Origin of the sequence: Vibrio sp. 2092, assembly GCF_033339635.1 — a bacterium.
In the GTDB taxonomy this organism is placed as follows: Bacteria; Pseudomonadota; Gammaproteobacteria; order Enterobacterales; family Vibrionaceae; genus Vibrio; species Vibrio alginolyticus.
Genome location: NZ_JAWOUY010000003.1, coordinates 156391 through 170490, shown reverse-complemented (window position 1 = coordinate 170490; position 14100 = coordinate 156391). Strand labels below are relative to the sequence as shown.

Below are 14100 nucleotides of genomic sequence, written 5' to 3'. Positions count from 1 at the left end.
TTCATTCGTGAATTAGCCCTACGAAAAATCCCCCAGCAGGAAACTGTTGGGGGATTTTTTAGCTTAAAGCAAAATGCGTGAGTGCTGATTACTGATTTAAAAAGCTGACCGCTTTATCTGGGAAATCAGTAAACAAACCATCCACTTTTACTTGGTTATAGTACACATCCATCATGCCTTCAAAGCTGTCAGTGTACGCGGGAATGCGTCCTGGATCGGCGCGGAACGTGTATGGATGCACTTGCAAGCCAGCGTCTTTTGCAGCCTTCATCAACGGCTTGATGATGATATTGTCTTTAGTTGACTTATCATCCACCAGCATCGGCTTCCAAGGTCCAATTCCTTCCGCGTAACTCGCTACTTTCTTCATTCCGTCGGCTTCGAACATCCAGTCATAACTGTATGGTGTTGCCTTGTCGCCTTTGTACACCATAGTTTCGTTCCAGTCCGTGTAAGCCATAAGCTGAACGAGCTTTAAGTCCATGTCCATTGCAGGCATAAGTTCACTGTTGATGCGTTGAAGTTCATTCGCATCAAAACACTGAAGGTAGACTTTGTCGTCTTGAGAGCCGTAACCGTACTGCTTCAAGACTTTAAGTACTGCTTTAGAAATGTCCTTACCTTCATGACGATGGAACCAAGGCGCTTTAATTTCTGGGTAAATACCGATGTCATAACCCAGCGTTTTGTTTAAGCCTTGGATCAGCTCAATCTCTTCAGCAAACGTCGGCACGGTGAAATCAGATTTCCACATAGGGAATCGGGTTGGATAGCCCGCTACTTTGTTGCCTTTCTCATCGATGTTGAACCCTTCGGTAACTCGCAAGGATTTGATTTCCGCCAGAGTGAAATCAATCGCGTAATAACGACCATCTTTACGTGCACGATCAGGAAAACGCTCCGCAACATCCGTTACGCGATCGAGATAATGGTCATGCAACACGACCAACTGGTCGTCTTTCGTCATTACCACATCTTGCTCTATGTAGTCAGGTTTCATTGCGTAAGCAAGTGCTTTGGCTTCTAGCGTGTGCTCAGGCAAGTAGCCCGATGCGCCACGGTGCGCAATGACAAGCGGCTTCGCAATCGCACCAGCAGAGAGGCTAAGTGCTAAAAAAGTAAGACATACTGACTTTGTTTTCATTGTTATTTCCTTGATAAAGCGAAGAGGCAGTATTCCACTGCCTCTTTAAATAAATATTACGCTAGCGCTTCCTTCTCGCGCTCTTTTTGCTCGTGGTGCGCACGTTCACCTAAGAAGGCGTACATCAAACACACGATAGAAGTAATACAAGAACCCACTAAGATGATAAAGCCACCATCCCAGCCAAAGTGGTCTACGGTGTAGCCCAAAATCGCGTTTGCGGCAACTGCCCCACCCAGGTATCCAAACAAACCAGTAAGACCAGCGGCAGTACCTGCGGCTTTCTTCGGAGCGAGTTCAAGTGCGTACAAACCGATCAGCATAACCGGACCATAGATTAGGAAGCCAATTGCAATAAGCGCCATCATATCTACTGTTGGGTTGCCCGCAGGGTTAAACCAATAAACCATCACTGCAACTGTCACTAGCACCATAAATAAGATACCAGCAGGTGCACGACGACCTTTGAACAATTTGTCAGAGATCCAACCACACAATAGTGTTCCTGGAATGCCAGCCCATTCGTACAAGAAATAAGCCCATGACGATTTATCTACCGAGAAATCCTTCGCTTCTTTTAGGTAAACAGGTGCCCAGTCCAGTACGCCGTAACGAATTAGGTAAACAAATGCGTTTGCAATTGCAATCGACCAAAGAAGTTTGTTGTTGAAGACGTATTTGAAGAAGATTTCCTTCGCTGTCATTTCTTGTTCATGGGACTTGTCATAGTCATCTGGGTAATCGTCTTTGTATTCTTCAATAGGAGGCAGACCACAAGACTGAGGGGTATCGCGAACCGTCATCCAAACAAACACAGCAACCAACGTGGCGAAAAATGCAGGAACATAAAATGCAGTGCGCCAATCATCGTTAAATGCCCACAGGCCAAGAATAAATAGTGGACCAATCAAGCCACCACCCACGTTGTGCGCCACGTTCCAAACCGAAACGATCTCACCACGCTCTTTACGTGACCACCAGTGCACCATGGTTCGGCCACAAGCAGGCCACCCCATCCCTTGGAACCAACCGTTTAAGAAAAGCAAAATGAACATCGCAGTGACGCTACCAGTCGCCCATGGCATAAAGCCAAAGCAAAACATCACTAATGCAGACATCAATAGGCCGCCACTAAGGAAATAGCGAGGGTTGGAGCGGTCTGAAACGCTGCCCATTAGAAACTTAGAGAGACCATATGCAATGGAAACAGCTGCCAAGGCGACACCTAAGTCTCCGCGGCTAAAGCCTTGCTCGATAAGATAAGGCATCGCCAAACTGAAGTTTTTACGAACTAGATAGTAACCGGCGTAGCCAACAAAGATACCGATAAAGAGTTGCCAACGGAGGCGAGAGTAGGTGCTATCGATGCTGCCAGGGGACAGACGATCAATGTGCGCCTTAGGTTTGAATATTCCAAACATAGGAACCTCATTATTTTGTATGCGATGGTAAAAACACAAAAGGAGCGAACGAAACAAAATAAATCTTCGTTCGAAAGTTCATGAATTGTATGGAGTTAGGATTTTATTTCTGTGACAAATGTTGCACATGGATTAAATATAAGTAAATACAGTAAATTATATGAGCATTAATTAGATCATCGTTCAACTTTACTCAAGATTCGTTAATATTAAACTGATGTTCAAACCTCTCACTTGAGCATTCCAATTCGAAACCTTTGAAACAAAGGCTCGAATTAGAACATAAACTAACCGTAAAAAGGGCGATTTACGCCTGCCCTACTCGCTCCGAACCAACTAATAACTAAAAAGCTGAAAAACGATCACGTTTAGCATCAAACGAAATAAAAAAAACAATTTTTATTTGAATACAAGCCGAAGCAATGATTCACAAACACAAGACATTAACAGCGTTTATTCTCTTATCAACTCATCCTATTGGTACCAATGGGATGACGATTTTTTCTAAAAGTCCAAACATGACAGCGTATTTTTTATATCACTGCTATCCCTTGATACATTTGACATTCCGCTACTCCTTTAGGGTTAATTGCTACACAAGTTCTGTGCAATAAGTCTCCAAGCACGTAGCAGCTTCACAAAACTCCTCTTACCAGTTGTGCATTCTTTTTCACATCGGTAATTTGAGCGCTCTCATCACTGGCCTCGTGACAAATAAATTATTTTCGTTGTGTTCTTTTCCGGTTAAAAGATGCGCCATTTAACAAAAACGAAGACTTTGATTAACAAATTTATGCTCAAACGCTCATTTTTAACGCTCGTTTGTTTTCGCAAACGTTTATATATGCACAATAGTATCGTGCTAGACAGGCAAAAATGATCAAAGGACTTTTAACATGACAACGAACAAACACCCCTCTCTGCTCGGAGAATGTTTGGCCGAGTTTATCGGTACAGGACTACTTATTTTCTTCGGCGTAGGCTGTGTTGCAGCCTTAGTTCTAACAGGCGCATCATTTGGACAATGGGAAATCAGTATTGTATGGGGCTTCGGTGTCGCCATCGCTATTTACTGTACGGCTGGCGTCTCTGGTGCACACATCAACCCTGCCGTTACCATCGCACTTGCTATGTTCCATGGTTTTGATAAGGCGAAAGTGGTGCCATACATTATCGCTCAAATGCTTGGGGCATTCTGTTCTGCTGCATTGGTATACAGCTTATACAGCAACCTTTTCACCGACTACGAAATCGCTCATAACTTCGTTCGCAGCAGCCAAGATGCACTAGCAACTGCTGGTATCTTCTCAACCTATCCGCATGCCTCCCTCTCTTTCTTTGGTGCTTTTGCTGTGGAATTCGTTATCACTGCTGTGCTGATGTTTGCGATTCTGGCTCTGGGCGATGAAAATAACGGCGCGGCACGTGGCGCAATGAACCCTCTATTAATCGGTATTTTGATTGCCGTCATCGGTGGTTCACTTGGTCCACTAACAGGCTTTGCGATGAACCCTGCTCGTGACTTTGGACCAAAGCTGTTCGCTTACTTCGCAGGTTGGGATTACGCTCTGACAGGTGCTAAAGACATTCCTTACTTTATCGTGCCTTTACTTGCTCCGATTGCAGGTGCGTGTTTTGGTGGTTGGTTGTATCCAAAAGCGATTGCCGCTTACCTTCCACAACAAGGCCACGGTTGTACGATTCCAAACCAATGTGAGACGGAAGAAGAAACAGAAGAAGCTAGAGCTTAAAACTGACGTAACTCGAACATTTACTAAAATATAAATAACGAAACAAAAGGATTCTTACCATGACTGAGCAAAAATACATTGTTGCCCTAGACCAAGGTACAACAAGCTCTCGCGCAGTGATTCTTGATCATGATGCGAACATCGTAAGCGTCGCGCAACGCGAATTTACTCAGATTTATCCAGAAGCTGGTTGGGTTGAACATGATCCAATGGAGATCTGGGCAACACAAAGCTCTACCTTAGTAGAAGCTCTAGCTAAGTCTGGCATCCGTAGCGACCAATTAGCGGCTATCGGTATTACTAACCAGCGTGAAACGACCATCGTCTGGAATAAAGAAACAGGTAAACCCGTTTACAATGCGATCGTATGGCAATGTCGCCGTACTGCTGATATCTGTGAAGATTTAAAAGCACGCGGTCTCGAAAACTATGTACGTGACAACACTGGTTTGGTGCTTGACCCTTACTTCTCCGGTACCAAAGTTAAATGGATTCTGGACAATGTTGAAGGCGCACGAGAAGACGCAGAAGCAGGCAAGCTTTTGTTTGGTACTGTCGATACTTGGTTAGTTTGGAAGATGACTCAAGGTCGCGTTCACGTAACCGACTACACTAACGCATCGCGTACCATGCTGTTTAACATCAACGATCTATGTTGGGATCAAAAAATGTTAGATGAGCTTGGCATCCCAGCATCTATGATGCCAGAAGTGAAGCGCTCATCGGAAATTTACGGTAAAACCAACATCGGTGGTAAAGGCGGTACTCGTATTCCTATTTCTGGAATCGCAGGTGACCAACAAGCGGCGCTTTACGGCCAAATGTGTGTTGAAGCGGGTCAAGCGAAAAACACTTACGGTACGGGTTGTTTCTTGCTAATGAATACTGGCCAAGAAAAAGTCACTTCGACACATGGCCTTCTAACTACTTTGGCTTGTGGTCCTGCAGGCGAACCAGCTTATGCACTTGAAGGCGCCGTATTCATGGGTGGAGCTTCTATCCAATGGCTACGCGATGAATTGAAAATCCTAAACGGTGCAGAAGACTCTGAATACTTCGCGACAAAAGTGGATACATCAAACGGCGTTTATGTCGTGCCTGCATTTACTGGTTTAGGCGCTCCATACTGGGATGCCTACGCACGTGGCACGATTGTCGGCCTTACTCGCGGTGTGAATTCAAACCATATCATCCGTGCAACATTGGAAGGCATCGCTTATCAAACTCGTGACGTACTGGATGCGATGCAAGCTGACTCAGGCATTAAGCTTGCGAACCTTCGCGTCGATGGTGGTGCAGTAGCGAACAACTTCCTAATGCAATTCCAATCCGATGTATTGAACACAGAAGTACACCGCCCTCAAGTAACTGAGGTTACCGCTCTTGGTGCAGCCTACCTTGCCGGCCTTGCAGTTGGTTACTGGGATAGCATTGATGAGTTGCAGAATAAAGCGGTACTTGATCGCACCTTTGAGCCACACGATGATGAAGAAAAACGCAATCGTCGTTACAAGGGCTGGAAACGTGCAGTGAAATGTGCACAAACCTGGTCTGAACTTCACGACGAAGAAGATTAATCTCATCTCCATAAGAAAAAAAGAGCGCCATTTGTGCGCTCTTTTTGCGCTTTATCCCCGATTCCTGAACTCGCTTACTTCTCACAACGAGCAAATTCGAGCACAATAGAGCTTCGAATTTGAAGCATTGGCCGTTACCAATGCACAAGGGAGTGGTAAGTGAAGCAAATACCTCGACACCAGCAGATTGTTGAGCTGGTGAAAAAACAAGGCTATGTCAGCACGGATGAGTTGGTAGAAAGATTCAATGTCAGCCCACAAACCATCCGACGCGATCTCAATGAACTCGCCGATGACAACAAAATTCGTCGTTATCACGGTGGAGCCACTATTCCTCTCAGTTCTGAAAACACATCTTACAACACGCGTAAAGCGCTCAACTTCAATGAAAAAGATGTCATTGCAGACGAGGTAGTCAAACACATTCCAGATGGTGCCACACTATTCATCGATATTGGCACTACACCAGAAGCAGTTGCGCGAGCGCTCAATAAAAACCATAAACAGTTGCGTGTTGTCACCAACAACATCAATGTTGCGACCATTCTTTTCCCTAACCCTGAAATCAAAGTCATCTTAGCGGGTGGAGAAGTCCGCAGCAGAGACGGCGGTATTGTTGGCGAGGCTACCCTCGATTTCGTTAAACAGTTCCGTCTCGACTTTGGTATTCTCGGCATTAGCGGTATCGACTTCGATGGCTCGCTATTAGACTTTGATTACCACGAAGTCCGGGTAAAACAAGCGATCATTGACAATAGCCGTAGTGTATTTCTGGCCGTAGACCACACCAAGTTCGGGCGCAATGCTATGGTGAAACTAGGCAATATTGCACAGCTCAACATGATCTTTACCAATAAGCAGCCACCAGAAGAAATCTTGTCAATTTTGAAGGAAGCTTCTATCCCACTTGAAGTGGTTGAAGCTAACGAATCAAACTCCGAAAACGAGTAACGTCAATCGTATAATTCCCCCTCAAATGACCTCTGTCTTAATTAGACAGAGGTTTTTTTGTGTCTAAATCACACAAAACGCTCACAAACGAAAATAATAGATGATCACAAACGAAACCTGAGCTAGGATTACATTATGTTCTAAAATGCTCGTTCGCTCACCAAGAGGTCAAATTTATGAGTATACAAAATAATGCTTCCACTACTAGCTCATCCACTACCTTAGACTTGATCGTAATCGGTGGCGGCATTAACGGAGCTGGTATTGCGGCAGACGCAGCAGGCCGAGGTTTGAGTGTTGGCTTATATGAAGCAAATGACTTCGCATCTGCGACTTCTTCAGCAAGTTCTAAACTGATACACGGCGGTTTACGCTACCTTGAACACTACGAGTTTCGTTTAGTTTCGGAAGCGCTCGCAGAGCGTGAGGTTATTCTTCGTAAAGCACCACACGTCGCACTACCAATGCGTTTCCGTTTACCGCATCGCCCATTCCTACGCCCAGCTTGGATGATTCGTTGTGGCCTTTTCCTTTACGATAACTTGGGTAAACGTACGACGCTGCAAGGCAGTAAAACCGTCAACCTTGCGAAATCTGGCTTGCTAAAACCAGAAATGAAAACGGGTTTCGAATACTCTGACTGTTGGGTTGATGATGCACGTTTAGTATTACTGAACGTTCTTGCGGCTCGCGAAAACCATGCTGAAGTGCGTAACTACTGCCGTGTGGAAAAAGCACACCGTGAAGGTGGTATCTGGCATGTTACTATTCACGATGTGATGACAGACCAACGTTTCGAACGTAAAGCGAAAGCGTTAGTCAATGCTGCGGGGCCTTGGGTAAAACAGTTCTTTGATGATGGATTAGAGCAAGCCTCTCCTCGTAACATTCGCTTAATCAAAGGCTCGCACATCGTTGTTCCTCGTATCCACAACGAACCGCAAGCCTACATCCTTCAAAACAAAGACAATCGCATCGTATTTATGATTCCTTACTTAGATAAGTTCTCAATCATTGGTACAACAGATGTGGAATACAAAGGTGACCCACGTGAAGTGTCGATCTCAGATGACGAAGTCGATTACCTCATTGATATCGTAAACCAACACTTTGTCCACCAGTTGACTCGCGAAGATGTAGTTTGGACATACAGCGGTGTTCGTCCTTTATGTGACGATGAATCTGACTCTCCGCAAGCAATCACACGAGACTACACGCTAGAGCTCGATGCGGAATACGACCATGCACCTCTGCTTTCTGTTTTTGGTGGTAAGTTAACGACCTACCGTAAGTTAGGTGAAGCAGCAATGAAGAAACTTGCTCCGTTCCTACCTGAAATGGGTAAAGACTGGACGGCCAACCAAACCCTTCCTGGTGGTAACTTCAGCTGTAGTCGTGAACAATTAGCTAAACAAATTCACGCTAAATACACTTGGGCGCCAGAAGCATTGATTCTTCGTTATGTCACACAGTTTGGTACCCAAACCTGGAACTTAATGGAAGGCACAACAAGTGAAGCTGACTTAGGACAAACGTTCTCGGCACAAGCAGGTGGTGTTTACCAACGTGAGATCGATTACTTAATGAGCCATGAAATGGCAATGACCGATGAAGACATTTTATGGCGCCGTACTAAGCTTGGTCTTTACATGAACGAGGAAGAAAAACAGGCCTTAACGGACTATTTAAAGAAAAAGCTACAACAGAAAGTGGTTAATCTTTCTCAAGTTGGCTAACAGCTCCCCTCCCTCCCCCACAATAAAGCCTGCTTAGTTGCAGGCTTTTTGTTTTGTTGTTTAAGCACAACACCTTGGTGCGCTCCACTCGATTGCAAATAAGAACAACTATTCATAGACATTTGGCGTTAAATACAATCATACTCATTTGAAAAATAATGCATCAATGACTTCAGAGTACCGTACTCAGAGTATTGCCTCTGTATGGCAATGCAATTCTCGCGAAAGAAGTATCTTGAGGTTATTTTGGTATCGGCTCAAACAAGGAAAAGAAAATGGGTTTTATGATTGAACATTGGGACTTCTCAACCCCAGAAGCAACTCAACAATCCACCACGGCAGAGCAAATTCAAGCTAAGCATTGGTACCATTGCGAACGGCTGCATCCTGATATTCGTGGTTGGCTGGAGCAAAACCAAGTACCTCGAGCTACGGTTGATCATCTATTAGCCGACGAAAGTCGACCATCTTTCCATCCTTTGGATGACGAGAACTTCATGTTGATTTTACGAGGCGTCAATATGAACGGCAATGCATCACCAGAAGATATGCTTAGTATTCGAATTCTCTACTTTCAAGGCGCACTCATTTCAACTCGTAAAATTCCATCACGCGCGATCATGGAGATTCGCCAAGCATTAGCGGAACACAAAGGCCCAAAAAGTCTTGCCAGTTTACTTCATCAGATCATTGAAGGATTAAACAGTAAAATAGACATTTACCTTGATACGATTGAAGAAACACTAAACCAGTTCGACGTGAATGATGAGTCGACGTACAAACATATGGCGACTCAAAAAGCACTGATTTCTATCAAGCGTTTTATTCGCCCTCAGCAGTACGCTATCCGTGATCTTGTGGAGTCAGAATCAGAATTGATTGCTTTGAGACCTCATCAATATCGCTTCGCACACAATAATATTACGCGCATAAATGAAACACTTGAGTTTTATCTTGGAGAAGTGGCGCTTTTCCAAGAAGAGATCAAACATCATCGTGATGAGAAAACCAATAAAAACAGTTACCTGTTTACTTTGGTAGCAACGATTTTTCTACCAACCAGCTTCTTAACAGGTTTACTCGGTATCAATGTTGGTGGAATGCCAGGCGTGGAATCCACCATGGCATTCACCTGGTTCTGCATCGCCTTAATTGTCATTTTTGGTCTAGAGTGGTGGCTATTTAAACGCTTGGGGCTCACGAATAAAGCGGACGACGAAGACGAATAAACACTAAACCTATAAAGAACAAAAACCAAAAGAGGAGCACGCGGCTCCTCTTTTCTCTACTCACATTAGAATCTTATCCGGGGTGACCATCCACACGAGGGGTCACAAGCATCACACCAAAGCGCCACACAAATAGCCCAAACGCAACAATCCATAATCCGCCGCTGATATCAATCCACAGTATCATGTTCGCTGGATCAAAGATCACGGCGAAACTGCGAACCAAAGCTGCCGCGGTAATTGCTGCAAACGCAAGGCTCATGTTTGGCCCTTTGTAGATCATGCGACCAGTATGTCCCATCGTCACCCGTGTAATCATCGCTAAAATCAAACCGCCTAACGCACCTATCGCAAACAGGTGAATGAGGTTATGGCTGGCAAATGCATCTCCCCAGACGCCTCGCAAAATTAAGCTTAGTGGTAAACACAAATACGCAGCATGCAGCGACCACACTAAAGGCTCGCTCAGGGTTAACCAAGGTTTCCAGCGAACAAAACGCACCAACTGAGCAACACCTGCAAATAGCATCAAAGGACTACCTAGTTCTGCAAACGTCACAGGGAAAAAGCTCAGCACAAATAGCATTACCAATGGCAAGTTCGCGAACCACTCTAACCAAGCCAATGGTTGCGCTTTTTCGAAATTAAATCGACGCGCAGTAAAAAATGGAATCACACGTCCGCCCATCACTGACAACAGCAAGGTAAACCACCACAGCATTGCTTGCCACACCGCTGAAGAGCTAAAGGGCGGCATACCTTTTATCGTTGCGTAGCTTGCAAAGTTCGCAAAGATGGCTAAAAGAAACAGTGGAACGAAAAACAAATTACGCCAACCTTTGGCTCGATACACACGAATGCCCACCTCATAGGCGACAAACAGTAAAAATACCGCTTCGATACTGCTGGTTAACCATAACGGTGCTGGTGTCCAAAGCAATATGCGGGGCACTAACCACAAGCCAAATAAAGCCAGAAGCATGTAATGCTTGGTACCATTAATGCCAGTCCAGTTTTGTACCGCGGTCAGTACAAAGCCAACTACAATGGCCATCGAAAAACCGAACAACATTTCATGTACGTGCCACCACAATGCAGGCACGGCTAATGCGTTTGGCTGTCCGCCTTGGAACATCCACACCCACAACGCAATCGCAACAATGGCGTAAATCGACCCAAACAGAAAAAACGGCCGAAAGCCTAATCGCAGCCATGCGGGGATTTTTTCTTCTACTTTTTTATCGGTGATATTCAGCATTATCTTGCCCTCAAGCGTCTCTCGATGCTGGTTAACTCAACTACAATATTGATGCTACCATAAACATATATAAAAAATACATGTTAAGAGTTAAGATTATACTTAAGAGGTAAAGTTGTGCTTCAGAGGCGGGTTAGGTATAAACGGTGAGAGACACAACCATCAGCTAAGGGATGCAACGAAGATGTACATATTTGGCTATGGCAGTTTGATTAATTCTGCGTCACGTAAGTTAACCGGACAAACGGGAGAAGCCATTCCCGTCATTGCTCATGGACTGGTGCGCTACTGGGGAAAAATTGATGACAGCTACACTCTGTCTCCTCTGGTTGTAAACCAAGGCGATGGGCAGGTCAACGGCGTTTTACTCGAAGTGAATGAAGAGGCTCTCGCAGAATTCGATCGCCGTGAGCGTGGTTATCATCGTATTCAAATTCAGCCAGATCAAATCGAAACGGAAGCGAACTTTAACCAAGAACATAGCATCTGGGTTTACGTAAAAGACGAGCCATTACCACCGTGCGTAAAAAGCCCAATCATGCAAAGCTATGTCGATACCGTGCTAGCAGGTTGCTTAGAAGTATCTCATGCGTTTGCAGAGCATTTCGTGCGTCACACCATTGGCTGGCAACACGCAAAAGAAAATGACCGCCACCAACCTAAATATGGCAACCTTGCAGGCGTGCAAGAGCATCATTACGAGTTGATTGATAATCTGCTTGCCCAAAATTCGTAGCTCAATCCCATCTGTAAAAACAGCTCTAAACTAAGAGCTGTTTTTACAGTAGAGCGACCAGTGAACTGATTAAACAATTCTCACCCCAGTCGGCATCGCTCTTTCTGGAGTTAGCAACACACTTTCGGATTCATCATCCGTTTCTGCGCACAACAACATACATTCTGAGGTTTCGCCGCGCATTTTGGCTTTGGCAAGATTACACAACACGACCACTTGTTTGCCCATCAACTCTTCCTCGGTGTAATAAGGTACTAAACTGGTTACGGTTTGCAGTGTTTTTTCACCAATATCAATTTGCACAATGTACAGCTTGTCTGCATTTTGATGACGAGCCACTTCAATGATTTTTCCGGTACGAATTTCCAGTTTGGCAAAATCAGAGTAAGCAATAGTTTCCATAATTAAAACCTCAGTAAAGTTTTACTAAAAAGATAACGTTTACACTATCAGTAAGCTTAATAAATACAAGTGGTAAAGATCTCATTTCCGAAAGCAAATCCCCTATCAAATTGCACTTATTACACAATGGGTGTTTAATACTTCCAGTCAAAATTTTTAGCCACTAAAGGTTCTATATGGCAACGATCAAGGATGTCGCGAAAGAAGCCGGTGTTTCGGTCGCAACGGTTTCTCGCGTGATCAACAAGTCCCCAAAAGCCAGTCAATCATCGGTAGAGTCGGTCACCAAAGCAATGAGCAAATTGGGTTACAGACCCAATGCCGCAGCTCGTGCACTGGTGAGTCAAAGCACAAATACCATGGGTGTGTTGGTGAGTGATGTGTCCGATCCTTTCTTCGGCACGCTGGTCAAATCCGTCGATAATGTCGCGCGCGAAAATGGCAAACATATCTTGATTGGCAACGGTTACCATAATCCAGAAGATGAGCGTCAAGCCCTAGAATTGCTGATCAACAGCCGTTGCGATGCAATAGTCATCCACTCGAAAGGCTTATCTGATGAGGAGCTAATTGGCTACGCCCAAGAGGTGAAAGGTATGGTGCTTATCAATCGTCATATCCCAGAGCTGGCCGAACGCTGTATTTCCCTTGATAACCGCAAAGGAGCATTCCTCGCGACAGAATATTTGATTCGTCACGGGCATCGCAAAATCGCTTGCATTGCCTCATCCCACGATATCGAAGATACCGATGAGCGCTTGCAAGGTTACCAAGCCGCATTGAAAGAACATGGTATTGAACTCTCCAAAAGCTACATCGAATACGGTGAGCCCAACAGTGATGGTGGCGAAGTTGCGATGACCAACCTGTTAACCAAATCTTTGGAGATTACTGGAGTGGTGGCCTACAACGACTACATGGCCGCTGGCGCACTGGCAGCGTTAGATCAAAATGGCATTGACGTACCAAATAAGGTATCTATGGTCGGGTTCGATGATGGCTTGATCGCCCGCTTTGTTCACCCTAGCCTGACCACTATTCGCTACCCAATCGAGATGATGGCAGAACGCGCCGCCCGTTTGGCTTTGGCGCTATCTCGTGACGAAAAAATTGAAGACGAAACCATTATTTTTAGCCCAACTTTGGTACGAAGAAATTCTGTTGAGCGTTGTTGATATATGCGTTAAATGTTAGCGCGAAGCATTAACTAAAACATGTAATGGCGCAGATGAAAGGCCAAACAAGCAATTAATCTGTGCTAGATATAGTTCGGCAGTCGCTATCGCATCATTTAGTGCGTTATGGGCTTGATATGTTGGTAGGTTGAGTTCCTTTCGAATTGAACTTAACCGCCAGTCAGACCGAGTAGGTCTCAGTTGGGTGCGATATTGCTCGATTTTTAATGTATCTAACCATATTAATGGCAACTTCAAATTCTGGTACTTCATCTTGATGTATTGCTCTAAAAACTTCTGCTCCATAATGCAGCCATGTGCAACAAGAATTTTACCAGCAATTACATCCAGCAACTGAGTGAAAGCAACTTGTTCTGAAATCCCCGATACATGCAACGTTTCAGGCCTGATATGGTGAACTTTGACTGACTCATGACAAATATCAATTGCATGATTAATGAAGATATGACGTGCACTATTTAGACGAATATTGCTGTTTCGAATTTCGACCCATCCAATACTGATTACTCTATCTACTTCAGGATTAAATCCTGTCGTTTCAAAGTCCAAGACTAACGTGTCTAACTCTCTAGCGTCCGATAAAGCTCCAGGTAGAGGCGTATTTCCTATAGAGTTAAATACATCTGGCAAGCTAGATTTTTCTAGCTCTCTGCGCACGTGTTCTAGATGTTCAATTGACTGGAATGAGTAGCCAAACAT

Annotated in this window: 12 protein-coding genes; 7 read left to right on the top strand and 5 right to left on the bottom strand. The window is 44.6% G+C overall.

The annotated features are described in order from the left end of the window. Positions 1 to 88: 88 nt before the first annotated feature. Positions 89 to 1144 (bottom strand): glycerophosphodiester phosphodiesterase, encoded by a 1056-nt coding sequence (gene glpQ, locus R7P80_RS07180; RefSeq protein WP_005380201.1) that lies wholly within the window; start codon positions 1142 to 1144, stop codon positions 89 to 91. 56 nt (positions 1145 to 1200) lie between these two features. Then, positions 1201 to 2565, bottom strand: a complete 1365-nt coding sequence (gene glpT, locus R7P80_RS07175) for a glycerol-3-phosphate transporter (protein WP_005380199.1) — start codon at positions 2563 to 2565, stop codon at positions 1201 to 1203. 896 nt (positions 2566 to 3461) lie between these two features. Between glpT and R7P80_RS07170 the strand changes: the two genes are divergently transcribed. The 5 genes from R7P80_RS07170 to R7P80_RS07150 all read left to right on the top strand — a co-directional run bounded on the left by R7P80_RS07170 (position 3462) and on the right by R7P80_RS07150 (position 9809). Then, positions 3462 to 4316, top strand: coding sequence for an MIP/aquaporin family protein (locus R7P80_RS07170; protein ID WP_005380195.1), 855 nt, complete (start codon positions 3462 to 3464; stop codon positions 4314 to 4316). A gap of 59 nt (positions 4317 to 4375) precedes the next feature. Further along, a complete protein-coding gene (gene glpK / locus R7P80_RS07165; RefSeq protein WP_005380193.1) occupies positions 4376 to 5893 on the top strand; it encodes a glycerol kinase GlpK in 1518 nt (505 codons plus the stop codon). Between the two features lie 159 nt (positions 5894 to 6052). Continuing rightward, complete coding sequence (locus R7P80_RS07160; protein WP_005380192.1) at positions 6053 to 6844, top strand: DeoR/GlpR family transcriptional regulator; 792 nt, start codon at positions 6053 to 6055, stop codon at positions 6842 to 6844. 176 nt (positions 6845 to 7020) lie between these two features. Then, positions 7021 to 8580, top strand: a complete 1560-nt coding sequence (gene glpD / locus R7P80_RS07155; RefSeq protein ID WP_225491526.1) for a glycerol-3-phosphate dehydrogenase — start codon at positions 7021 to 7023, stop codon at positions 8578 to 8580. A gap of 275 nt (positions 8581 to 8855) precedes the next feature. Further along, complete coding sequence (locus R7P80_RS07150; RefSeq protein ID WP_005391702.1) at positions 8856 to 9809, top strand: CorA family divalent cation transporter; 954 nt, start codon at positions 8856 to 8858, stop codon at positions 9807 to 9809. 73 nt (positions 9810 to 9882) lie between these two features. Here R7P80_RS07150 and R7P80_RS07145 read toward each other — a convergent pair whose 3' ends face one another. Further along, positions 9883 to 11067: an NnrS family protein gene (locus tag R7P80_RS07145; protein WP_005391701.1), complete on the bottom strand. Its 1185-nt coding sequence runs from the start codon at positions 11065 to 11067 to the stop codon at positions 9883 to 9885. Between the two features lie 184 nt (positions 11068 to 11251). Between R7P80_RS07145 and R7P80_RS07140 the strand changes: the two genes are divergently transcribed. Further along, positions 11252 to 11803 (top strand): gamma-glutamylcyclotransferase family protein, encoded by a 552-nt coding sequence (locus tag R7P80_RS07140; RefSeq protein ID WP_225491527.1) that lies wholly within the window; start codon positions 11252 to 11254, stop codon positions 11801 to 11803. A 69-nt stretch (positions 11804 to 11872) separates the two neighbouring features. Here R7P80_RS07140 and R7P80_RS07135 read toward each other — a convergent pair whose 3' ends face one another. Next, positions 11873 to 12205, bottom strand: a complete 333-nt coding sequence (locus R7P80_RS07135; protein ID WP_005494151.1) for a tRNA-binding protein — start codon at positions 12203 to 12205, stop codon at positions 11873 to 11875. A gap of 176 nt (positions 12206 to 12381) precedes the next feature. Between R7P80_RS07135 and R7P80_RS07130 the strand changes: the two genes are divergently transcribed. Beyond that, positions 12382 to 13380, top strand: a complete 999-nt coding sequence (locus R7P80_RS07130) for a substrate-binding domain-containing protein (RefSeq protein ID WP_017447736.1) — start codon at positions 12382 to 12384, stop codon at positions 13378 to 13380. A 15-nt stretch (positions 13381 to 13395) separates the two neighbouring features. On the opposite strand, the gene R7P80_RS07125 is transcribed toward R7P80_RS07130, so the two are convergent. Beyond that, complete coding sequence (locus tag R7P80_RS07125) at positions 13396 to 14100, bottom strand: 3'-5' exonuclease (protein WP_064354258.1); 705 nt, start codon at positions 14098 to 14100, stop codon at positions 13396 to 13398.